This is a genomic window from Actinoplanes sp. NPDC049681, from assembly GCF_044465265.1.
GTDB lineage: Bacteria > Actinomycetota > Actinomycetes > Mycobacteriales > Micromonosporaceae > Actinoplanes.
This window is the reverse complement of sequence record NZ_JBITLP010000007.1, coordinates 251,040-272,198: the sequence shown is the minus strand read 5'-3', so window position 1 is coordinate 272,198 and position 21,159 is coordinate 251,040. Positions and strand designations below refer to the sequence as shown.

17 protein-coding genes and 1 pseudogene are annotated in these 21,159 nt (G+C 70.3%); 9 read left to right on the top strand and 9 right to left on the bottom strand.

Features of this window, described 5'->3' with window-relative positions; genetic code table 11:
• Positions 1 to 28 precede the first annotated feature (28 nt).
• Complete coding sequence (locus tag ACIBO8_RS26305; protein WP_396117962.1) at positions 29 to 466, bottom strand: hypothetical protein; 438 nt, start codon at positions 464 to 466, stop codon at positions 29 to 31.
• 138 nt (positions 467 to 604) lie between these two features.
• On the opposite strand from ACIBO8_RS26305, the gene ACIBO8_RS26300 reads away from it, so the two are divergent.
• The 3 genes and pseudogenes from ACIBO8_RS26300 to ACIBO8_RS26290 form a co-directional block, all read left to right on the top strand.
• Positions 605 to 1,771, top strand: a complete 1,167-nt coding sequence (locus tag ACIBO8_RS26300) for an endonuclease (RefSeq protein WP_396117961.1) — start codon at positions 605 to 607, stop codon at positions 1,769 to 1,771.
• 236 nt (positions 1,772 to 2,007) lie between these two features.
• Positions 2,008 to 3,126, top strand: a complete 1,119-nt coding sequence (locus tag ACIBO8_RS26295; RefSeq protein ID WP_396117960.1) for a diguanylate cyclase domain-containing protein — start codon at positions 2,008 to 2,010, stop codon at positions 3,124 to 3,126.
• Positions 3,127 to 3,209: 83 nt separating this feature from the next.
• Positions 3,210 to 3,500 (top strand): annotated as a pseudogene (locus ACIBO8_RS26290) (sigma factor-like helix-turn-helix DNA-binding protein); the annotation flags it as partial.
• 30 nt (positions 3,501 to 3,530) lie between these two features.
• On the opposite strand, the gene ACIBO8_RS26285 reads toward ACIBO8_RS26290, so the two are convergent.
• From ACIBO8_RS26285 to ACIBO8_RS26275, 3 genes are all read right to left on the bottom strand, one after another.
• Positions 3,531 to 6,872 carry a hypothetical protein gene (locus ACIBO8_RS26285; protein WP_396117959.1) on the bottom strand — a complete coding sequence of 1,114 codons (3,342 nt, stop codon included), beginning with the start codon at positions 6,870 to 6,872 and terminating at the stop codon, positions 3,531 to 3,533.
• Between the two features lie 326 nt (positions 6,873 to 7,198).
• Positions 7,199 to 7,921: a hypothetical protein gene (locus ACIBO8_RS26280; protein ID WP_396117958.1), complete on the bottom strand. Its 723-nt coding sequence runs from the start codon at positions 7,919 to 7,921 to the stop codon at positions 7,199 to 7,201.
• Between the two features lie 121 nt (positions 7,922 to 8,042).
• Entirely contained in the window at positions 8,043 to 8,429 is a 387-nt protein-coding gene (locus ACIBO8_RS26275) for a helix-turn-helix domain-containing protein (RefSeq protein ID WP_396117957.1), read from the bottom strand.
• A 730-nt stretch (positions 8,430 to 9,159) separates the two neighbouring features.
• Between ACIBO8_RS26275 and ACIBO8_RS26270 the strand changes: the two genes are divergently transcribed.
• Positions 9,160 to 9,966 carry a slipin family protein gene (locus ACIBO8_RS26270; protein ID WP_396117956.1) on the top strand — a complete coding sequence of 269 codons (807 nt, stop codon included), beginning with the start codon at positions 9,160 to 9,162 and terminating at the stop codon, positions 9,964 to 9,966.
• A gap of 10 nt (positions 9,967 to 9,976) precedes the next feature.
• Here the strand turns inward: ACIBO8_RS26270 and ACIBO8_RS26265 are convergent, their stop codons facing one another.
• Complete coding sequence (locus ACIBO8_RS26265; protein ID WP_396117955.1) at positions 9,977 to 10,972, bottom strand: hypothetical protein; 996 nt, start codon at positions 10,970 to 10,972, stop codon at positions 9,977 to 9,979.
• A gap of 189 nt (positions 10,973 to 11,161) precedes the next feature.
• Between ACIBO8_RS26265 and ACIBO8_RS26260 the strand changes: the two genes are divergently transcribed.
• From ACIBO8_RS26260 to ACIBO8_RS26250, 3 genes are all read left to right on the top strand, one after another.
• Entirely contained in the window at positions 11,162 to 12,658 is a 1,497-nt protein-coding gene (locus ACIBO8_RS26260) for an alkaline phosphatase PhoX (protein ID WP_396117954.1), read from the top strand.
• Between the two features lie 121 nt (positions 12,659 to 12,779).
• On the top strand, positions 12,780 to 12,965 hold the full coding sequence (locus ACIBO8_RS26255) for a hypothetical protein (RefSeq protein WP_396117953.1): 186 nt from the start codon (positions 12,780 to 12,782) through the stop codon (positions 12,963 to 12,965).
• A gap of 308 nt (positions 12,966 to 13,273) precedes the next feature.
• Positions 13,274 to 13,651, top strand: coding sequence for an STAS domain-containing protein (locus tag ACIBO8_RS26250; RefSeq protein WP_396117952.1), 378 nt, complete (start codon positions 13,274 to 13,276; stop codon positions 13,649 to 13,651).
• A gap of 63 nt (positions 13,652 to 13,714) precedes the next feature.
• Here ACIBO8_RS26250 and ACIBO8_RS26245 read toward each other — a convergent pair whose 3' ends face one another.
• The 3 genes from ACIBO8_RS26245 to ACIBO8_RS26235 form a co-directional block, all read right to left on the bottom strand.
• Entirely contained in the window at positions 13,715 to 14,773 is a 1,059-nt protein-coding gene (locus tag ACIBO8_RS26245) for a hypothetical protein (RefSeq protein ID WP_396117951.1), read from the bottom strand.
• Entirely contained in the window at positions 14,770 to 15,129 is a 360-nt protein-coding gene (locus tag ACIBO8_RS26240; RefSeq protein WP_396117950.1) for a PadR family transcriptional regulator, read from the bottom strand. Before ACIBO8_RS26240 ends, ACIBO8_RS26245 begins: the two co-directional genes overlap by 4 nt.
• Positions 15,130 to 15,193: 64 nt before the next feature.
• A complete protein-coding gene (locus ACIBO8_RS26235) occupies positions 15,194 to 16,516 on the bottom strand; it encodes an EAL domain-containing protein (protein WP_396117949.1) in 1,323 nt (440 codons plus the stop codon).
• A 150-nt stretch (positions 16,517 to 16,666) separates the two neighbouring features.
• Between ACIBO8_RS26235 and ACIBO8_RS26230 the strand changes: the two genes are divergently transcribed.
• Positions 16,667 to 17,980 (top strand): esterase-like activity of phytase family protein, encoded by a 1,314-nt coding sequence (locus ACIBO8_RS26230; RefSeq protein ID WP_396117948.1) that lies wholly within the window; start codon positions 16,667 to 16,669, stop codon positions 17,978 to 17,980.
• A 51-nt stretch (positions 17,981 to 18,031) separates the two neighbouring features.
• Here the strand turns inward: ACIBO8_RS26230 and phoA are convergent, their stop codons facing one another.
• Positions 18,032 to 19,387 (bottom strand): alkaline phosphatase, encoded by a 1,356-nt coding sequence (gene phoA / locus ACIBO8_RS26225; protein WP_396117947.1) that lies wholly within the window; start codon positions 19,385 to 19,387, stop codon positions 18,032 to 18,034.
• Positions 19,388 to 19,634: 247 nt separating this feature from the next.
• On the opposite strand from phoA, the gene ACIBO8_RS26220 reads away from it, so the two are divergent.
• On the top strand, positions 19,635 to 20,918 hold the full coding sequence (locus tag ACIBO8_RS26220; RefSeq protein WP_396117946.1) for an amidohydrolase: 1,284 nt from the start codon (positions 19,635 to 19,637) through the stop codon (positions 20,916 to 20,918).
• The last annotated feature ends 241 nt before the right edge of the window (positions 20,919 to 21,159 follow it).

Sequence of the window (21,159 nt, the reverse complement as noted above, 5' to 3'; positions counted from 1 at the left end):
ACCAGTATCGGACGCGCGGCGGCGGCGGTCACGCTCCGGACGGAGGATCCCCCTTGTCCACGTTGATCGTTCCACCGCCCTGCGCCGCGTACAGCTCGGCGTTGTCGCGGGCGATGTTGGTCTGGACCCAGGTCTGCGCTTGGGGCGGCAGGTGCGCAGCAAGCTGCTCGACGAGCGACCGCAGGTCGCCGAGCGCGGACGGGTCGTCCTCGACCAGGTCGCTCAGCCGCACCAGCCATCGGTCGCACTCCTGCTCGCGGACGTCGGCACGCCGGTCCGGGTCGGACCGGTCCACGGTCGCGACCAGAGCGTCGAGGCGGCGCTCCGTCGCGGCCTCCCGTGCCGGCTCGCCGCGGCCGAACAGTCTCGAGAAGCCCTCGCGGGTCGCCTTCCACGCATCGGTGGCCACGGCGTTGACCAGAATCGTCGCGCCCGAAGCGAGAATCGCCTCGATCTCCGGAGTCATCTCCCCAGCTTGACGGGTCGCCCTGAGCAAAGCCCGCCTTCAGTCGGCAATCCGTATGACGAAGCTGGTATGACCTTGAGGATCGGCCGATCTTCCATACTGTGACGACCATCCGTAGGACCGGCGAGCGGAGTGCTGATGTCCGGACTTTCGTCGCACCGGCGCGCCGCGGCGCTCATGACGCCCGCACTGCTCGGGCTGTTCGCGCTGCTCGTCCCGGTGTTCCGCGGTCCGGCCGGGATGCGGCCCGCGGCCGCTGTCACGATGACCGTCGCCCAGGCGATCAGCACCCAGAGTGGCACCGGCAGTGTCCGGGGCTACGTCGTCGGCCAGCCGATCGGCACGAGCACGGTGCTCTCCAGCGGCTTCACCGGAGACACCGCGCTGGCGCTTGCCGACAGCGCCGGCGAGCGAAGCACCGGCAAGATGCTGTACGTCCAGGTCACCAGCGCCTATCGGGCGTCCTTCGGGCTGCAGAGCAACCCCGGCCGGATGGACGCGATGATCACGGTGACCGGGTCCCTCGCGGCGTACTTCTCCCACCCGGGCCTCAAGTCGCCGACCGCGATGACTGCCGGGACGAGCACCCCCGCGCCCACACCGACCGGCTCCACCGACGCCTACTACGCGGCCGCGGCGGGCAAGTCCGGTGCGAGCCTGAAGAGCGCGCTGCACGGGATCATCTCGAGCGGGGTGACCACTCTGTCGTACGACGCGGTGTGGAACGCACTCAAGGTCACCGACCAGGATCCGGCTAACCCGACGAACGTCATCCTGCTGTACTCGGGAATCAGCCGGTCGAAGGACCTCAACGGGGGCGACACGGGCGACTGGAACCGGGAGCACGTCTGGGCCAAGTCCCACGGTGGCTTCGGCACGGTCAACGGCCCCGGCACGGATCTGCACCACCTGCGCCCCGAGGACGTACACGTCAACAGCGAGCGCGACAACAAGGACTTCGACGCCGGCGGCGCCGCGGTCACCGACGCCCCGGGCAACAAGACGGACTCCGACTCGTGGGAGCCCCGGGCCGCGGTCAAGGGCGACGTGGCACGGATGATCTTCTACATGGCCGTCCGCTACGAGGGCGGCGACGGCTACCCCGACCTCGAGGTCGACGACGCCACGACCGGTGGCACGGCACCCCGGCTGGGCCGCGTGTCGGTCCTGCTGCAGTGGAGCGCGCAGGACCCGCCGGACGCCTTCGAGAAGCGGCGCAACGAAACGATCTACACCACCTACCAGCACAACCGGAACCCGTTCGTCGACCACCCGGAATGGGCCGCCTCGATCTTCGCCTCCTGAGCGCGCTCGTAGCCGCGGGCCGGCGACGTTGTCGATGCTCGCGGCCGGGCGGTTGCCGGTGGGCTGATCCCGGCTGCCGAGCCGGTACGCGGCCTGGCGCTGGTGCGGCGCATCGTCGACATCGCGGCGGTGTCGGGTGCCATCTTCGTGCGGGCGTGGCAATTCGTCCTGTGCCCGCAGGCTTTACCTCAAGTCGGGGCAGGTCCGGCCGATCAAAGCGCGGTGAGGTACGCCCGATGAGCGCAGTCAGCATGCTCGCCGGCTCACCCTCGGCGTCGCAGACGTCGATGCGCCGGCGCCGCCGTACCATCGACGGCTCCGCCTTCATCGCGCGCGGGCTGGGGCTCGCGGGCACTCTCACCGTGGCGCTGGTGCCCTCCGCGGACCGTGCTGCTGCGCCGCTGACCTCCGATCTGCTCGCCGCCTGCTATGCCGGCCTCGCGGTGATGACCCTGGCGAACATCCTCGCCGCCCTGGCATGGCTGCGGCCCTACGGCCGCGCATACCTTTGGTACAGCGCCGGCCAGGTCATGCTCGACACGCTGGTCTGCGTCGCCATGGTCATCGAGTTCAGCGCCCACAGCCAGCGCACCACGTGGCCGCTGCTGGCGGTGCCGATCGTCGCGGCCGCCATCAGGCACGGGCTGGTGGCGACGCTCGGCGTGTGGGCAATGACCTCCCTTTCGTACGCCGGCGAGATGGTCTTCCTCGGCGACCGCGCCGGCCAGCCGCAGGATGTCGCGTTCGCGATCGGACTGCACCTGCTGATCGCGTTGGTGGCGGGCTCGCAGTCGGCCGCCTTCACCCGCCAGCTGGCCGATCTCCGGGCCGCCCGCCACGCTCTGCAGGTGCAGGCGACGCACGACGGGCTCACGGGCCTCGCGAACCGGGCTCATCTCGCCGACTTCGCCGCCCGGCACGCGGGCGGGCCGATGGCGGTTCTGCTGCTCGATCTGGACAATTTCAAGCCGGTCAACGATGCGCTGGGGCACGCCGTGGGCGACGAGCTGCTGCGTACCGTCGCCGCTCGTATCACCGGCTGCCTGCCGGCCGGCGCCCTGGCGGGGCGGCTCGGCGGCGACGAGTTCCTCATCCTGCTGCCGGGCTGCGACGAGCAGACGGCGGAAGCGGTCACCGGCCAGGTCCGGGCGGCCCTCGAAGCCCCGGCGCTGATCGGCGAGCACGACCTGGTCATCGGAGCCAGCATCGGCGCCGCCGTGCGCCAGGAGGGCAGCGACGAGGACCTCGACGCGCTGACCGCTCGCGCCGACGGCCTCATGTACGCCGCCAAACGACGCCGCGGCACCGGCCGCCCCGACGCTCCCGAGGCTGCTCCCCTGGTCGTCTCCGGGTAGGGACCCGGCACGCCGGTGACGAGTTGCCGGGCCCGCACCCGTCATACCTACGACGGATACCGAAGAGGCGGGAGAATGACGTGATGGGCGTGAGCGATCTGCGCGAGGCCGACGAGCCGGCGTTCTCGGGGCTGGCGGAGCGCCACCGGCGAGAGCTGCCCGTGCACTGCTATCGGATGCTCGGAGCCTGCGACCGGTGGCGAGGTGCCCTGGCTGCAAGCCCTACCCGGACCGGCTGCTCGACGAGCTGCCCGCGGGCGCCGCGCCCCCGGGCCGTGCTGATCCTGCGCGATGTGCCCGGCCGGCCGGCGAAGGATGTCGCGGAGCTGCTCGGGGACTGGGTCAACTCCGTGAACAGCGCGCTGCAGCGCGCCGGAACGCCTGCCTGCTGACGGTACGCGGCGCTAGCAGCCCGCCGGTGCCGCGGCGCCGCTGACCCAGTTCGACAGGGCCTGCGGCACCGCCTCGGCCAGCGCCGCGTCACGCTGGCGGCGGAGGTCGTCGGTCGCGGCCTCGGACAGCGTCCAGGCCAGCGGGGCCGGCAGCCCGGGCGACGTCTTCGGGCTGATCCGCAGGTAGCGGCCGGCCAGCGGGTCCAGCTGACAGCTCGTTCCCGGGGCGGTGCCGACGAACGCCGCCTCGGCGCGGGCGCGCATGGTCAGGTCGTCGAGCTGGTCCGGGCGGTTCTTGGTCAGCGGCGGCACCAGCGTTTCCACCGTACGGTCGGGGGTGGCCGGGGCGGCGACCTCGGCGTAGTGGTTGTCCACCTCGAGGAACACCGGCACGATCCGGCCCTGGCCGGGACTCGCGTTGTGGGCGGCGATCATCCGCTCCAGCCGGGGCCACAGATCGAGCAGGAAACCCATCCCCGTGTTGTCGGCGTACCCGCCGTCGACCGCGGCGATCCGGGTGGCCGATTTCGTGCTGCCCGCGACCTGCGGTCCGCACCGGTAGAGCTGCCCGGACGGCGACACCCACGGGAACCGGGCCGACAGCAGCGCCGCGGTCGATCGCGACACGGCCGACGGGGTGTCGCCGCGGGCCGGCCCGCACAGGTAGTCGAGCAGGTCGGAGGCGGCCGGCGCGTCGGTCTGCCCGACGTTCTCGTGGATCGTGGTGCAGCTGCTCTCGCTCGCATGGAGGCGCTCGTCGGTCACGCGTACGGAACCGACGTTGAGCCGGCAGCCGGTCTCCACCTGGGTGGACGTCAGCAGGGTCACGGGCAGCCGGCCGCCCTGGCCCCAGCTACCGTCGAAGAAGTTCGACGTCAGCCCCGGCATCGTGTCCGACCAGCGGTTCTCCAGCCGGCGAGCGCGGTCCTGGCCCCGGAAGCCGAGGTAGCCCCGCGCCAGGTCGACCGTCAGCAGCCAGGCCAGCGGGTCGGTGAGGAAGTCGGGCCGGGCCAGGTCGGCGTCGTACCAGGTCCGGTCGGTGTCGTTCCCGGCCCGCCAGGCCATCCAGGTCAGCTCGCCGAGGCTGCCGCCGGAGGCGCCGCCGACCGCGAACACCCGATCCGCCGGCGCGGCCTGGGGGCAGCTCGATTTCTCTGCCGCGGCCGCGCCGAAGAGACCGGTCAGGGTCGAAGCCGTCCAGTACGCCGCCCGCAGACCACCACCCGGCGCGGACACCAGCACCATCGGTACGGTCGCGTCCGGGTGTTTGCTGTCGGCACAGTTCGCCGCGGCCCACTCGGTGAAGGCGGTGGCCAGTGACACGCCCGGCCGTTCGTTCCCGGCGACCATCCCGGCCGGCAGGGACCCGCTGCGGAAGACCGCGTGCCCGGATCCGTCGCTGAAGGCGAACCCGGCCACCAGCGAGGTCAGCACGATCAGGGTCACCGGCGGCACCCGGGTGAATCCGGCGAGCAGGAAGCTCGGCGGCGCCTCGTGCGTCTCCGCCCGCAGTTGTGCCTCCCCGAGCGCGATGATCACCACCGCCAGGAAGGCCGCCACGATGGATATCGGCCCGATTCCGGGCCAGTGCGCCGGGCCGCCGATCAGCCCGAGCGCCGCGCACAGCATGATCACCGGTACGAGCACCTTGTACCCGAGTTCCAGCGGTTCCGGCACGTCGGAGCCGTACTCGTCGAATGCCAGCATCACCGCGCGGCCGGTCACCGCGACGATCGCCGGCCCGGCCAGCAGGAGGACGGCGACGACCGTACCCCAGAAGAACCGCCGGCTCGAGGCACCGCCGGACAACCACAGCACCAGCGGCACCGGCGCGAACGCCCCTGCCGCGGCGACCAGCAGCGCGACGGGGCAGGCGACGGCGAGATACCGAGCGGTACGCCGGGCCGCCGCGAGCTTCCCGTCCCCGGCGGCCGCCACATCGGCGTCCCGGGCGGTGTTGGCCCGCTGCCGCAGCGCCGTCATGACGTCGGCCGGTGCGGCCTTCTTGGCCACTGCCTTGTCGGGTTTGCCGGGCGCAATCTCGTGTTCCGTCTGCTCGGCATCGGTGGCATCCCCCGACGGGGGCGCGCCCTCCCCCGGTGCGGTCTTGTCCCGCTTGCGATCTGCCGCCCAGCGACCGAGCGCCGCCAGCCCCTCCAGCGCCAGGATCACCGAGGCCACCAACGCCGGCGCCCGCAGCTCGGGCCAGCCGGCCGCGAAGGACACGACCCAGGCCGCGAGGACGGCCAGGCCGAGGATGGTCCGCCAGTCGGTGGCAACCTTGCCGAACGTGGTCGGCACCTCCGTCCCGGCCAGGAAGACCGCCGCGAGCAGCAGCACCACCGCCACCACGAGGATGCTCATCGTGTTGCGGTCGACGTGCCACCCCAGCGCCAGGATCGCCACCACCGCCGTCACCGCCAGGACACCCAGCCACAGCCCAGTCATGATCAGTTCCCGGTGCCGGCGGCTGGAGCCGGTGTCGCTCTGGTTGGCCAGGACGACCCGCCGGGTGACCAGCCACACCGTCAGGCCGAGCAGCATCGCCCCGGCAATCGCCGCGACCCCGGTCAGGGCGTTCCACCAGCTGTCGAGCCACCGGCGGATCAGGTCGTCGGCCTGCCCGGTCGGATCCCCCAGCACCAGCGCGACGAAGAACAGCACCGCGCCGACCGGCACCCGCAGCCGCCACAGCGCCCAGCGGGCCTGGCGCCAATTGACGAGCCGGCCGTGACCGAGCGCGACGACGACGAGGATCGACAATGCGATGAGGACGAACTTGGCGGTGGTGCAGAACCAGCTCAGGCCGACCACCCAGCCGGGTGCGGACCCGTCACCGTCGCCGAACGCATTGGCGATGAGCCAGTACCGCAGGCCGTCCTCCGCAAGATCGGCCGCCGCCGCGGCGATCGGCAACCAGAACGCGGCCGAGGACCCGGCGACCTGGCGGAGCACGGCGAACCGCTCGTCCGGCCCGGCCGGCCCCGGCGCGGTGACCGGCCGAAGGTACCGGATCAGGCCGGCGAGCAGCACCGTGTACAGGACGATGAGAATCAGATCGAGCACGGTGTAGAGGCGCGACGTATCGAGGATCGTGGCCTTCACCGGGTGGTACGCCACGTACGACTCGTGCCAGACCCGGAGCAGGGACTGCGTACGCTGAAAAGCCGGAGCCGGCAGCAACCCGCTGCCCAGGGTCTCCATCCCACCGAACAGATCGCTGCCGCTCTGCTGCACCTGCTGCAGCAGGCTGCCCACGGCCCGGATCATCGCGTGGACGGTGAGCACACCTACCGCGCACCCCCACCAGAGTGCGGGATGGGCGCTGAGCGTCTTGGTAGCTGGTGTGGTCATGACCGACCCCCATTGCCGAACCGTGTAGTAGCACGGTAACGACGCCAGGAGCTGGGCGGATCAGCTTGCCGTATCGGACGGTGTCGGCTTGCCGACGACCCGCGGCTCAGGCGTAACGGTGGTCGCGGACGGCATCGAGATGCTCGGCGTCCCCGGTCAGGACGATCAGCCGCTCCTCGTCGACCGACGGCACCGTGTAATGCCGCTCCCTGATGGTGGCGAGCAGATCCGACGGCAGAGTGACGTGGTGCCGCCTTACGTAACAGGCGAGATTCTCGCAGGTAGCCGTCGTCGCGGTACGGCGTGACGAGGTCAGCGTGGCCGTTTCACTTGAGGATGTTGACGACCAAGGAGCCCAGCGCTACCACCAGGGCGAGCGCGGCGATCCGCTCGCCGACGGCCCAGGTGGTCCAGCCGGGTTTCGGTATGGGCCCGTCGATCCACAGCACGATCCGATTGCGCCGCGCCCGGAGGCGGCCGATCAGGAAGCCGCTGATCGTGGCGACGGCGAGAATCAATGCGGCAGTCGCGACCGAGCCGGGACGGCCGTCGACGACCCCGGCCACGGCCAGCAGCGCCACGATCATCGCCGCGGCCATCGCGCCGGCCGCGGACAGCCGTGCCGCGCACCACCGGCGCAGAACGCGCGACCCGCCGGCGTACTGGAGGATCTTGCGGAACTGTTCACCCCGGCCGATGGCCCAGTCGCCGTCCGTCGACTCGATGGTGACCGTCGCGGCCTGCGCGCCGATCTCGACGACCACGCTGCGCGTCTCATCACCCGTACTGATTCGCAGGTTGTCGAGACGCCGCCAGTCACCCGGCTCCAGGCGGTTCTCGACCGCGGTGCGCAACCCGCTCAGCGAATCCGCGCGCAACCGGGCCCCGTTCCAGACCGTGGTGAGCTCCGCCGTGGGCGGTGTCACGCCTTCGGTCGAGGCCCGGATCAGCCGGTTGATCTTTTCCTGATCGAGCTGGGCACCGTATACCTTTATTTCTACGACCGTTGTCCCTGGCGCTGAAGGGCCAGGGGCCGGGGGGATCGCCACTGCGCTCTCCTCATGGTTGGGGCAGGGCTCGCCGGCGGACAAAGTCTTTGGTCGGACGCCGCCGGCGGCCCTGTGATCTCGTTATCGACCGCACCGATAAGTCGCTGAAATCTTCTCGACCTCACCGCAGCTCTCTGATGCGTTTTCTTGTTTCACCTTCGGTCCGCGCCGCTCCGCAGAGCTGCCGGTACCGTCCGAAGTGCCGCGTGGTCACAGCCTCGTCCTCGACGACCTCGTCCGTCGTCCCGGTCTCGCGATACATGACCGTGTTCGAGAACCCGCGGAGAGACGGACTCGCGCGGTCCTCGACCGTGAGATAGGTGAGCAACGGCCGCAGATCGTTGGGCGCGTTCGTGACGTCGCCGTTCTCGATGCGGACGACCTTGCCCAGGCACCATTCCATCTGCTCGGCGACGTCCAGCTGGGTGTACCCCGCGGCCTCCCGCGCCTCACGCAGCGCGAGACGCACGCGCCTCCGCGCGACCGTCGGCGAGTCACCCTCAGCCATGAATCCTTCAACGTCGAAGTCGGTGCGATGGAAACTCAAATTGCTACCTCGCTGCCTGCCAGACAGCACCCAGCGAGATCGCGCGCCAGCCTACTCACTGTCCTATCAGAACGAGAAAACAGCGAACGGAAGGTTCATCGAAACGAGACAGGTCACCCGTCCGGAACTCTCGGTGATCACCTGGCGCTAGCGAGGCGTGGCATTCCACGGCCCCGACGGGCGTCCTCAATGACCGAAGGAGAGCGCGCCCGACCTGGTTGAAGACGTAGGACCACATGAAGTGCTGGTCGGTCACGCGTGCGCCGGGCCCGCGGTAGTAGGCACGCCACGGTCGCGCTCGAGTGGACGAGAGGCATGAACGGCACCCGGTTGCCGCCGGGTGCCGTGATGTCGTCCCCTCCCTTGCCCTTGACTGCATGGCACCAGTAGAACACAGCCATCGCGCTGGTAGCTACCTATCAACCTGCCACCTTGCAGATTGCGATCGATCGAGCGTCGGAGGGCGACCGGCGATTCCCCGCGCTCCGACCGCGGAGATAATGCGTTGTGCGTGATCGACTCGCTTGGGATCCTTTACTCGGCCCCGGCGGACTCAGAAGAAAGCGCCTCCGCGGCGGATGCCCTGGCGATCACACCGCGCTTTTCCGCCGCCTTCACGGCGACCGATCCTTCCCATCGGATCCGCTACGGGGCCACCCTATTCTTTTCATTCTTTGTATTGAGGTGCTCCATGACGAATCGCCCAGAGGTGATCATTCGCAGCGGTTTCCGTGGTCTTCGCTATGTGGACGGCCGGTTCGACGAGGTGCTCGAGCCGGGCCGGTACGAGCTGCCCCGCCGGCGGTTCGGTGGCCGGCGGGTGCCGCGGGTCGAGGTCGTGCTCGTCGATGTGCGTGAGCGAGAGCTCAACATCAAGGGCCAGGAGATCCTGACCGCCGACAAGGTGGCCGTACGGGTCAACATCATCACGCACTTCCGGGTGGTCGACCCGGTCGCCGCGAAGGAGCGGGTCGCCGATTTCGACGACCGCATCTACAGCGACGTTCAGCTGGCCGCGCGGCGGTCGCTGGCGTCGATGACGCTCGAGGCCATCCTGACCAACCGCAACCAGCTCAGCGAAGACATCCTGCGTGACGTCGAGGGCGTCTCGGCCGGCTACGGCGTCGAGATCATCCGGGCGGACGTGAAGGACCTGGTCTTCCCGGGCAATCTTCAGGAGGTCATGAATCGCGTGCTCACCGCGCAGCGGATGGCCGAGGCGCAGATGGTCGAGGCGCGTACGCGAGCCGACCGGGAGACGCTCGAGGCCGCCGCACGCGCCGAGTCGACCCGGGTCGGCGCCGAGGCGGACGCCGAGGCCAAGCGCATCCGTGCCGACGCCGAGGTGGATGCGCTGCGCCGGCTGGCCGCGGCCGCCGAGGCGTACGCGCAGCACCCGGCCCTGCTCCGGCTCCGCGAGCTGGAGACGCTCGGCGCGCTGGGCGAGAACGCGGCGGCCCGCCTGTACATCGGCTTCGACAAGCACGTCGCCGAGTGACGTCGCGCTCTTACTGAGCGATGTCCATGACGCGCCGCGGGCCTCGGTCGGTGAGTGGCCACGACCGCTCGGAAGCGGCGGGAACGCCGAGGGAGTCCAGCCGGCGCAGGATCACTCCCTCGCGCAGCGCCCAGGGGCAGATCTGCAGTTCGCTGACGTCGAGCGCCCGCATCGCGGCCCCGGCCACCAGCGCACCGGCGACGAGCTGGTGCGCACGGCCGGGGCTGACGCCTTCCAGACTCGCCAGGTCGGGTGACGCCATGCGGCTGATGAAGCCGAACACCTGGCGCAACCCGGCGTCGGTGAGCGTGCGGCGAGCTCGCAGCCCGGCGGTCGACGGAGCCGCCCCGGCGAGCCTGGCCAGCGAGCGGAACGTCTTCGATGTGCCGACGGCGAGTTCGTACGGTCCCGCCTGCCGGATCTGCCGCGCGACCGGCGCCAGGGCGACCTCGAGGTCTTCGGCGAGGGACTTGAGGTCGCCTCGTGCGGGTGGGTCACCGGTCAGCCGCTGCCGGGTGAGCCGTCCCGCACCGAGCGGCAGCGAGAGCGCCACCTCGGGGTCCTCGTCGCGGCCCGCGGCCAGCTCCAGCGAGCCGCCCCCGATGTCCAGCACCAGCAGACGCCCGGCCGACCAGCCGTACCAGCGGCGGACTGCCAGGAAGGTGTACCGGGCCTCGTCCTCACCGGACAGGACCTGCAGCCCGACGCCGGTCTCGGCCCGCACGTGCGACAGAACCGCGGCAGAGTTGTCCGCATCGCGCAGCGCCGAGGTCGCGAAGGCGAGCAGTTCCTGGCATCCGGCGAGCGTCGCGGCCGCCTTCGCCCGCGTCACCGCACGTACCAGTCCTCGCACGCCGGCTGCGGTCAGCCGCCCCGCCTCGAGGTGTTCGGCAAGGCGCAGCAGGGATTTCTCCGAGTGCATCGGAGTGGGATGGCCACCGGGATGTGCGTCCACGACGAGGAGATGCACGGTGTTCGAGCCGACATCCAACACGCCAAGCCGCATACCATCGACGTTAAGGCCGGGCGCCCGAACCCACATGTGGGGCGCCACCGGATTCATCCGGCGTTCAGCGACCGTTCCTTCCCCGAACATGATCGATAGATCACGCCCGAGTTCTCGATGGCAGCTGACCATCGCCACGTCACCCGGTGTACGACTGGACTTCAGGCAGGTCGCCGAGGCTTCCCCAGCATGACTCTTAGTCGCCGCCAGATTCTCGCCGGTGGTACCGCAGGCGTCGGACTGACCGTCGCGGGTACGCTGCCCAGCCTCGCGGAACCCGCCGTCGCCGCTGCCCGGCCCGACCGCCCGCGCCCCGCCACGGGTCGCCCGTTCCCGCCCCTGCAGGACGACCCGGACGGGATCCTGGCCCTGCCCGCCGGCTTCTCGTACAAGATCGTCACGCGGGAGGGCGTCTCCGATCTCTCGGGTGGCCAGGGCAAGACTCCGGCCTACCACGACGGCACCGGCGTGGTGGGCGCCCGCCGGGACAGATTGACCGTCATCCAGAACCACGAGCTGACGCCGTACCTGTCGGCGCACGGCGTACCGCACATCGCCGGCACGGTCTACGACCCGGGCGCGGGCAATGCGGGCGGTTGCACGGTGATCACCACCGACCGCAGCGGCAACCGCGTCGCCGAGTGGGTCGGCATCGCCGGCACCGTACGCAACTGCGCCGGCGGCGTCACCCCCTGGGGCACCTGGCTCACCTGCGAGGAAACCTTCATCAACGCCGGCACGACCTGGACGGCCGGCGGCCAGAGCGGCACCTACGAGAAGGACCACGGGTACGTCTTCGAGGTCACGCCCGCCGAGTCGCGACTCCAGCAACCCCAGCCGATCAAGGCGTTCGGCCGCTTCGAGCACGAGGCCCTGGCGGTGGAACCGAACCTGCGGCACGTGTATCTGTCCGAGGACGCCGGCGGCCCGAACGGCCTGTTCTACCGGTGGACCGCCGCACAGGGCACACACCTGCGGGCCGGGCTGGCCGCTTCGCTCGGCGACAACGCGGGCAAGCTGGAGGCCATGCAGATCCGGCTCGACGACGCAAGCATCGTGCCGGACGTCGCCTACATCACGTCCGCTCAGCTCGGACGCCCGTTCAAGGTGACCTGGATCGAGGTGCCCGAACGGGACGCGCGGTCGACGCCGACCCGCAAGCAGTTCGCCGACGGCACGGTCACCCGCGGCAAGAAGTTCGAAGGTGTGTGGAGCACCGGCCGGGGAGCGTACATCGTGAACAGCTTCGCCTTCGGCGCCGCCGACCTGCCGGCCGACGCGGCCAAGCACAACGGCATGGTCTGGTTCTACGACTACGACGACGAGACCATCACGCTGGTCACCTACTTCCCCCACAACCCGGCGGCCGAGAGCGAAGGCACGTTCCCGAAGTACGCCGACCTGACCTTCGACGGCCCCGACAACGTGACCGTCACCCCGTGGGGCACCCTGGTCCTGGCGGAGGACGGGGTCCGCGCCTCACACGTGCTGAGCTCCGTGCCGGGCGGGCCCACGTACGCTGTCGCCCGCAACCAGCTCGCCAACGGCATCAGCAACGGCGCCCCGACGTACTCGGAGTTCACCGGCCCCACCTTCTCGCCGGACGGAAGGGTGCTGTTCGTCAACATCCAGGTTCCCGGCATCACCCTCGGCATCACCGGCCCGTGGGAGAAGTACCTCGGCTGAGCTTCGCCGGGCCGACCACTTCCGCTGACATTCATCGATCGGTCACGGTACGGTTGTTCCGGTACCGCCGTACCTGCGGCACGGTGAAGGCACTACATCGCCTGCTGAATGAGCAACCGCCATGATTGCCTTCATCGCCGCGGGGTTGGTCGCCTGCCTCGGCATTCTCATCGCCATGCTGGACGATCCGAACTGGAATCGCCGCGTCCACGTCGACCGGCTGAGCGTCGCCGTCCTCGTGGCGGGAGGCGCCCTGGTGGTAGCCGGATTGGCCCGCGCCCTCGGGATGCCTGACAGCATTCTTTGAGCTCGCCATCCGGCTACCACAGACCCGCGGGCACGGCTGGCCCCGGCCCGCCCACTGCACGAGTTCAGCCCTTGGTAGCACGGCGTAGCCGACGTTGCATCAGCCGCCAGCCCGAAATACTCGGGTCAGTCGTCGGCCATCGGCGGTCACACGGGCTTCTTGCCTGGTCAACGCCGTTTCAGTGGGCACATTGGGCGATAGTGCCGGCGCCCTGGCCAGGGTGAACATCGGCCGGGGACCTCGACCCGGCCCGGCGCAAAACCTAGCCTGACAACTCGGGACCACACCGGGTAACGGAAGGCAACGCGATGACCGCTGCAACGGTCGACGTCAACACCAGCCCCGACGGCACCTTGATCCTCCAGCCCCGCGGCGTCCTCGCCGCGGAGGACGCGATATGGCTGAGGCGCACGCTGGTCCGGGCCATCCGGCACACGCGACCTTTGCGCCTGACGTTGGAGTTGTCCTGCGTCCAAGGTCTCGACCCGGTCAACCTGGGCACCCTCGCCGCCGCCTATGCCATCGGCGACGACCATCAGGTTGCCGTGTTCTTCGACCATCCGTCCGCCTACGTGGCGGAGCTGCTGACGTCGGCCGGCGTGCCGCGGCACCGATTGCGCTACATCGCCCAACGCTTTCCCGTGGGCCTTGCTCGGGGCGACACCACCCGTCTGACGGCCGAGTGACACTTCCTCAGACCGGGAACCGGCCCGGACCACACCTCACCTGAGGTCAAGACCGCGCGGAAACTAGCCGGCCAGCGGCGTCTGCTCGGCGGCCGTAACAGTCCCGCTACGGCTCAGGGCCACAGCAGTGAATGCGCACAGCAACGAGGCGACCGCTGCTGCCATGACCATGTGGGACGGACCGAAGCTGAAGTACCAGAGCGGCTTGAGCGGGGCGTGCAGGACGTACACAGGGGCGGTGGAGTCGTCGAGGTTGGTGAGGAGTCGCCGGGTGTTGGCGCATACCGCGACCACCGGGAGCGCCGCGCCTGCCAGACCCGCGCCGGCCAGGATGCCGATCGTCGCGCGGCGCAGGGATGACAGGTTTCGCATTCGGTACGAGACACCGGCGGTCAGCAGCCAGCCGGCGAGGGCGCCGGCAAGGGCCCCGGCCACCGTCAAAGGCAGGTAGGCGCCGCTGCGTCGGGCGAAGACCGTGGTCTTGACCAGGAGGCCGTCCTCGGTGCGGCATTCGTCGCCGCGCAGCACGAGGCCGTCGGCGCGGGTGGCGACGAACTCGCCGGAACAGCCGAGCTCCTCGGCGTCGGCGGCCTTGTGGGAGCGTAGTTCCCATCCCTGTTCCGCGATCCGCGCCAGTGCCTGGTCGGCCGTCCATCCGGGCGTGGTGATCAGGCCGGTTCCGCCTCCGACGATCTCGGCGGTCGAGGCGCTGAGCACCGGGCCGGCGGGCAGCTTGTCGGGCGCGCCTTGAGGCTTGCCGGCGATGACGTCCGCGAGCCGGTCCATCTCTGCCGTGGACGGCAGGGCGGTGAACGTACGCTCGCCCCACCAGGAGCCGGCCGCCGCCCCGAACGCGCCTAGCGCCACCGTCGCCAGCACCGCCGCCAGCAGGACCGCCGGTCGCCGGCCCGACACCCGGAACCGTTGGCGCACGCCACCGACGATCAGGTCCGTCATGTCGGCGCGGCTGGGGCGCCGACGGCCCGGCTCGGTCGTCTCCATCAGGGTCGTGAGGATCTCGCCGCCGTGCCGACGCCGGTAGGGGCCCGGGTACGCCAGCAACAGCCGGCGGAACCAGTTCTCCAGGGAGCCGGACGGGGCGGGCGCGACAGTCCGGGTCATGCGGTCACCTCCGGCGCGTAAGCCGTGGTGGTGAACGACATGCCCGCCGCCGGCCGGCGGCGCAGGTTCGTCTCGGCTGCCGCGGCGTGCCGCCTGAGCCGCTCGGCCTGCTCGGCGAGTACGGCGGCGCCACGGTCGCTGAGCCGGTAGTAGCGTCGCAGGCGCCCGTCGACCTCCTCGCTGCGATCGATCTCGATGAGGCCTTGGTCGGTCAGGCGGTCGAGGGCGCCGTAGAGGGTGCCGGTACGTAGTCGCACGTCACCGTTCGACAGGTCGGCCACGGACCGGATGAGCCCGTACCCGTGCAGCGACTCGGCTGCCAACGCGGTGAGGATGAGGAAAGTCGGCTCTTGCATGATCGACAACCTACGCCGACCGTCATATGTCGTCAACCGTACTATCCCGAGCCGATCGTAAGGGCTACGGCACCGGTACGGTCGGGCCCGCCTGCCGGTAGTCGGCCGGGTGGTTCAGCAGCCGCTCAGCGGCGGTGCCCAGTCGCCGCAACAGCATGCGGGCCACCGCATGCGCCAGATCTCGGTCGTGGGTCAGCACGAAATCGCCGGCGCCGTGGGCGCCGGGCCGGATGCAGAGCGCGACGGCGCAATGGGGGCCGATCACGGCCAGCGCAGTCTCGGCTGACTCCGCTTCGTCGGCCGGTGCCGTCGCGATCCGTACCGAAGGCGGGTTACCGCCCGGCAGCGGGGGCCCGGCGACGCCGACGAACGCCGCTGCTTCCGCTACCTCCGCGAGCCTGGGCAGCCATCCTTGGCCGGTGTCCGGATCCGGGTACGCGCCCAGCACCACCGCGTACGAACCGCTACCGGCCGCCTGACGCCACATGTACTCGATCAGGCCGTCGAGCATCGGCCGGTCCCCGGACCGGCTGTGGTGACGTGCGGTAACCATGCTGAACGGGGTGCCGCCCGGCAGATGCAGGTCCGGCCGCGACGGACGGAGCCGGGCGGAGTGGTGGACCGGCCGGCCGGCCATGGCGCTGAGCGGGCCGGGCCGGCCGAACAGCCAGCCCTGCCCCCACCGGGCGCCGAGAGTCTTCGCCGTCGCCAGGTCCGCCTCGGTCTCGATGCCCTCGGCGAGCACGACCGCGCCGGTGCGATCGGCGTAGGCACCTGCCATCGCGGCGGTTTCGATGGTGTACGGCGAGTGGGGGTTGCGCAGCAGATGCATGTCGAGTTTGACCACCTCCGGCTCGAGCAGCGGGAGGAACGCCATCGACAGCCGGTCGGCGCCGACGTCGTCCAAGGCCAGGGCGCCACCACTGTGATGGACCGTGCCGGCGATGTTCAGCAGCGACGCCGGGAAGGTTCCGAGAGCCCGCTCGGTCAGCTCCATCACGATCCGGAAGGACCGCTCGGCGCTCACCTCAGCCGCCAGCTCGGGTGTGACGGCGTTGTTCAGGACGCCCGGCTCGGCATTGATGAACACCAGCGGCGGCGTGACACCCTCCGCTGCCCGGGCCAGCTGCACCGCCCGCGCGAAACAGAGCTGGTCGAGCTGGGACATCAACCCGGCCCGCTCGGCGGCGCCGAACAGCATGTCGGGGTACTCCACCGGAGAGCCGGCCGGCCCCCGGGCCAGCGCCTCGACGCCCACCAGCGCACCGCTGGCGAGGTCGACGATCGGCTGGTAGAGGGGATGGATCGAGCGTTCGGCCAGCACCTGGGAGATGAGCGCGGCGTCTTGGCACGGCTGTCGGCCGGTCTCCCGATCTGCGGGGCTCATGCCACTCCAACCATCGGGTAGGTCGTCTTACCTGCCCCCTATCGGCAGATCACGGCAGGACCTGAGACCTGTCGAACTTCGGGTCCGCACCGCCGCCGGTTCACCTTCCGGCCCCACGCTGTTCATCACTTTCCTGCAGCGTTCCGGTCCATGGCATTCCGCACCTCCGTGGCACGCACCGTCGCCGCATTCGCCCCGGCATTTGCCCTGATGGCGGTCGCGCCGACGCCGGCCACCGCCCACGACGTGGACCTCTCGGCCGAGGTGGTCACGACGGCCACCTTACCGCCGGTCCCGCTCAGCGCCTTCGGCGTGGCCGACGATCGCGGCATCAAGCTCGGCGGCATCGGCAGCGACATCTTCCCCGCCGACCGGCCCGGTGAGTTCTGGACGGTCACCGACCGCGGCCCGAATGGGCAGATCAAGGTCGGCAAGGAGAAGCGCCGCACGTTCCCGGCACCCGACTTCAACCCGATGATCGTCAAGGTACGCGCAGACCATGGCGCGCTGTGCGTCCTCGAGACGATCCCCCTCACCATCCGGTCCGGCAAGCCCGTCACCGGGCTGCCCAACCAGTTGCCGCACGACGAGCAGCCGTACACCTATGACGCCTCCACCCCGCTCGCGCTCAACCCGGACGGCCTGGACACCGAAGGCGTCGTGCGCGCGCACGACGGCACGTTCTGGCTGGTCGACGAGTACGGTCCCTCGCTCGTCCACGTCTCGGCGACAGGCCAGGTGCTGGCCCGCTACGTGCCTCAGGGGCTGCACCTCACCGGCACCGACTACCCGATCATCGAGGCATTGCCCGCCATCTACGCCCAGCGCAAGGTCAACCGCGGGTTCGAGGGCCTGGGCCTGCTGCCCGGCGGCGACCTCGTGATCGCCTTGCAGAGCCCGCTGCTGGTCCCGGACAAGGCGGCCGGCGAGGCGTCAGGCAACAGCAGGCTGCTGCGCTTCTCGCCGCGTACCGGTCAGGTCGTCGGTGAATACGCCTACCGCTTCGATCCCGTGCCCGTCGTGGACCCCGGCGAGGACGACCCGAGCGAGCTCAAAATCTCCTCGATCGTCGGCGTCGGCCCGCACACGGTGATCGTCGAGGAGCGCACCGATCGGGCCGGCCGGCTCTACGTCGCCGACCTGCGCGGCGCCACGGACCTGCATGGCGGGGCCTACGACAGTCCCGCGACGAGCCCGTCGCTCGAGCAGCTCACCGACCCCGCCACGGCCGGCGTGCAGGTCGCGCCGAAGCGGTTGCTGATCGACTTCAACAAGGTCGACGGCGTACCGAACAAGATCGAAGGCGTCGCGGTGCTCAACGCCCGCACCATCGCACTCATCAACGACAACGACTTCGGTATGACCGACGGCGCGGAGGCGTTCGATGCCGACGGCCGCCTCATCGACAGCGGCATTCCCACGACCTTGATCACGCTGCGCCTGTCGCGGCCGGCGGTCCGCTGAAAGGTACGCAGCGCATGCCCGGCTGGTCTCCAGCCGGGCATGCGCCGCTTCTCACACGCCCAGTGCGCGCTTCATCGTGAAGAAGAGGTCGGTCTGGTTGGTCACGCCGAGGACGTTGGCAGCCTGTGGGCCACCGGCGGCGATCCGCACCTGAGTGCCGGTGTGCTGCTGGGAGCCGGTGATCGGTGCGGTGGCGTAGCTGATCGTCATGTTGGCGCCGTCGTAGGTGGTCAGCGTCGCGGTGTAACCCAGTGTCGCGGACTCCACGATCTGGCTGGTGTGACCGTGATCGGCGGTCACGACCACCAGCGTGTCCGGGTGGGACCTCTGGTAGTCGAGCGCCTTGCGGACCGCCGCGTCGAAGGCGACCGTCTCACCGATCTGCCCGCACGGGTTCGCGGCGTGGTCCTGCTTGTCGATCGAGGCGCCCTCGATCTGCAGGAAGAAGCCACGGCGGGAGTGGCGGGTCTGCTTGTCGAGCACCTGCAACGCCTTGCCCGCCATGTCCGCGAGGTGGGGCTGGGCGGCGGTACGGGCGGCGTTGACCACGCACTTCGCGGGCGCCGTACCGGTCAGCGTCGGGGTCGGACCGGTCCATTCCAGGTCCATGTTGTTCTTCGCGAACGCGCCCAGGATCGGCTTGTCGCCCGAAGCGGCGGCGAGCCCGGCCGCATCCGTGACGATCTGGAAGTCGCCGGCCTGCGCCTGTTGCAGTACGGTCATGCCCTGGTACTGCCCGGCCTTCACGGTCTGGTCGAAGTACTGCTTCCCACCGCCGAGCAGGACGTCCGGCCGGGTCTGCACGAGTTGTTCGGCGATGGAGCCCGCGCCACCGTTGCGCTTGTCGTTGACGGCACAGGCGGCCATGGCGTCGGGACCCTTGCAGTCGCGGCTGACCACGTGTGAACCCAGAACGGCCGGGGTGGCGTCCTGCAGCTCCGCGGTGGTGACGTCGCCGGTCCGGAACCCTGCCTTCTCGGCGAGCTCCAGGATCGTCGGCACCGGCTTGCCGTCGGGCAGCACCGAGATCGCACCGTTGTACGTCTTGTGCCCGGTCGACCAGCCTGAGCCCGACGCGGCCGAATCGGTCACGTAGTCGGGCAGACTGGGGTTCGCCTTCTGTACGGCGTACGTGGTGTAGGCGCCGGAGAGCGGGAGGGTGTCCATCGCGAGCCGACCGGCAGCGCCGACCTGGTAGTTGCGGGCGATGGTGATCTCGCTGTCGCCCATGCCGTCGCCGATGAGCAGGATGACGTTGCGCGCCTTGCCACCCTTGATGGCGTGCTTGGCGGCCCGGGTCTTGTCCGGGTGGGAATCGCCGGCCACAGCCACGGCGGGCACCGCGACCACCGAGAGGGCGGCCAGGACCACCGCCACCTGCCGCCTGCGGGAACGCAGAACACTCATGAAGCGCACTCCAAAATCGGTTACTGATGTCAAGGAACAACCGATCAGCCGGAGGTGACCGGGAAGCGTCGCCGGGGTGACCGGCGGTCCAAGAGACGCGGTCAGCAGCCCTGCGCCACGATGTTTTCTTGTGAGGGGTCACCTCGCATTTCCGAACACCGGAGACAGGATGTCCGGCCGCCGCACGCGTACCGTCGGCAGTGCGGTGAGCCGCAGCCCCGGTCCCGGCCCACCCGGAGGAGGAACGGTGACCACGTCATCCGCGGCCGCGGCCGTCCTGGCCGGCCTGGAAGGTATCCGCGCTGAGCAGGAGGAGCTCTACCGCTCCTTGCACCGGCACCCGGAGTTGTCGCACCAGGAACAGCGGACGGCGGCGGTGGTCACCGAGGGCCTGCATCGCGCGGGCTTCCAGGTGCACGAGAAGGTCGGCGGCACGGGCGTGGTCGGCGTGCTGCGCAACGGCGACGGACCGTCGGTGCTGCTGCGGGCGGACATGGATGCCCTGCCGGTGCGGGAGGACACCGGTCTGCCGTACGCGAGCACGGAGACAGCGACCGACGGTGACGGCAACGAGGTCCCGGTCATGCACGCATGCGGGCATGACGTCCATGTGGCCTGCCTGCTGGGCGCGGCGCGGCTGTTCGCGAGCACCCGTGACGCCTGGAACGGGACCGTCGTCGCCCTGTTCCAGCCGGCGGAGGAGACCGGTGACGGCGCCCAAGGCATGATCGACGACGACCTGACCGGGATCGTCCCGGGTGTCGACGTGGCTCTCGCGCAGCACGTCCTGCCCTTCCCCGCCGGCCGGGTGGGGACGCACGCCGGTCCCATCCTGTCCGCGGCGGACAGCATGCGGGTCACGGTCCACGGCCGCGGCGCGCACGGGTCGATGCCGCAGGCGGCCGTCGACCCGGTGGTGCTCGCCGCCATGATCGTGGTGCGGCTGCAGACGGTCGTGGCCCGCGAGGTGCCACCCACAGAAACCGCCGTGCTGACCGTGGGCAGCATCCAGGCGGGTACGAAAAGCAACGTCATCCCCGAATCCGCGCAGCTGCAGCTCAACCTGCGCACCTACAGCGACACCACCCGCGACACCATGCTCGCCGCCGTCCGCCGCATCGTGACCGCGGAATGTGAGGCGTCGGCATCCCCGCGCGCGCCCGAGTTCGAGCTGTTCGACCGGTTCCCGCTGACCGACAACGACACCTCCACCACCGAACGGGTCAGCGCGGCGTTCGCCGACTTCTTCGGCGACCGCGCCGCGACCATCGCGCAGCAGTCGGCGAGTGAGGACTTCAGCGACATCCCCCGCGCGCTGGGCGTTCCCTACACCTACTGGTGCATCGGAGGTGCCGACGCCGATGCCTACCGCCGCGCCGAGCAGGGCGGCCGGGTCGCCCAGGACATCCCGGTCAACCACTCGGCCGCCTTCGCGCCCGTCCTGCAGCCCACGTTGCGTACGGGAACCGAGGCGCTCGTCGTCGCCGCCCTCGCCTGGCTCGCCGCTGAGCCTGCGCCGCGTACCGTCTGACCTTGCGTTGCCCTCCGCCGCCGCCGGCGAGACCGCGTGCGGCCCGCATGATCGGCGACGCCCGGTTCCCGGTCGAACCGTGACAGGTCCGGCGACCGCGACCTGGTCGTCGGCGCCCGGTGGAGCGCATTGCTCGGCTCGCCCCGCTCCGCCTGCTGTTCTTCCCGCACGCCCACACCGACCGCCGCGAGCGATTTCCCGTCGGACAGCCACCGGCGTAGCGGTGGCCGGGGTGCAGCGG

What these genes read in the sequence shown, in the direction of transcription:
- ACIBO8_RS26305 (WP_396117962.1), bottom strand. Translation starts at nt 466, where the DNA reads ATGACTCCGGAGATCGAGGCGATTCTCGCTTCGGGCGCGACGATTCTG.
- ACIBO8_RS26300 (WP_396117961.1), top strand. Translation starts at nt 605, where the DNA reads ATGTCCGGACTTTCGTCGCACCGGCGCGCCGCGGCGCTCATGACGCCC.
- ACIBO8_RS26295 (WP_396117960.1), top strand. Translation starts at nt 2,008, where the DNA reads ATGAGCGCAGTCAGCATGCTCGCCGGCTCACCCTCGGCGTCGCAGACG.
- ACIBO8_RS26285 (WP_396117959.1), bottom strand. Translation starts at nt 6,872, where the DNA reads ATGACCACACCAGCTACCAAGACGCTCAGCGCCCATCCCGCACTCTGG.
- ACIBO8_RS26275 (WP_396117957.1), bottom strand. Translation starts at nt 8,429, where the DNA reads ATGGCTGAGGGTGACTCGCCGACGGTCGCGCGGAGGCGCGTGCGTCTC.
- ACIBO8_RS26270 (WP_396117956.1), top strand. Translation starts at nt 9,160, where the DNA reads ATGACGAATCGCCCAGAGGTGATCATTCGCAGCGGTTTCCGTGGTCTT.
- ACIBO8_RS26265 (WP_396117955.1), bottom strand. Translation starts at nt 10,972, where the DNA reads ATGCGGCTTGGCGTGTTGGATGTCGGCTCGAACACCGTGCATCTCCTC.
- ACIBO8_RS26260 (WP_396117954.1), top strand. Translation starts at nt 11,162, where the DNA reads ATGACTCTTAGTCGCCGCCAGATTCTCGCCGGTGGTACCGCAGGCGTC.
- ACIBO8_RS26255 (WP_396117953.1), top strand. Translation starts at nt 12,780, where the DNA reads ATGATTGCCTTCATCGCCGCGGGGTTGGTCGCCTGCCTCGGCATTCTC.
- ACIBO8_RS26250 (WP_396117952.1), top strand. Translation starts at nt 13,274, where the DNA reads ATGACCGCTGCAACGGTCGACGTCAACACCAGCCCCGACGGCACCTTG.
- ACIBO8_RS26245 (WP_396117951.1), bottom strand. Translation starts at nt 14,773, where the DNA reads ATGACCCGGACTGTCGCGCCCGCCCCGTCCGGCTCCCTGGAGAACTGG.
- ACIBO8_RS26240 (WP_396117950.1), bottom strand. Translation starts at nt 15,129, where the DNA reads ATGCAAGAGCCGACTTTCCTCATCCTCACCGCGTTGGCAGCCGAGTCG.
- ACIBO8_RS26235 (WP_396117949.1), bottom strand. Translation starts at nt 16,516, where the DNA reads ATGAGCCCCGCAGATCGGGAGACCGGCCGACAGCCGTGCCAAGACGCC.
- ACIBO8_RS26230 (WP_396117948.1), top strand. Translation starts at nt 16,667, where the DNA reads ATGGCATTCCGCACCTCCGTGGCACGCACCGTCGCCGCATTCGCCCCG.
- phoA (WP_396117947.1), bottom strand. Translation starts at nt 19,387, where the DNA reads ATGAGTGTTCTGCGTTCCCGCAGGCGGCAGGTGGCGGTGGTCCTGGCC.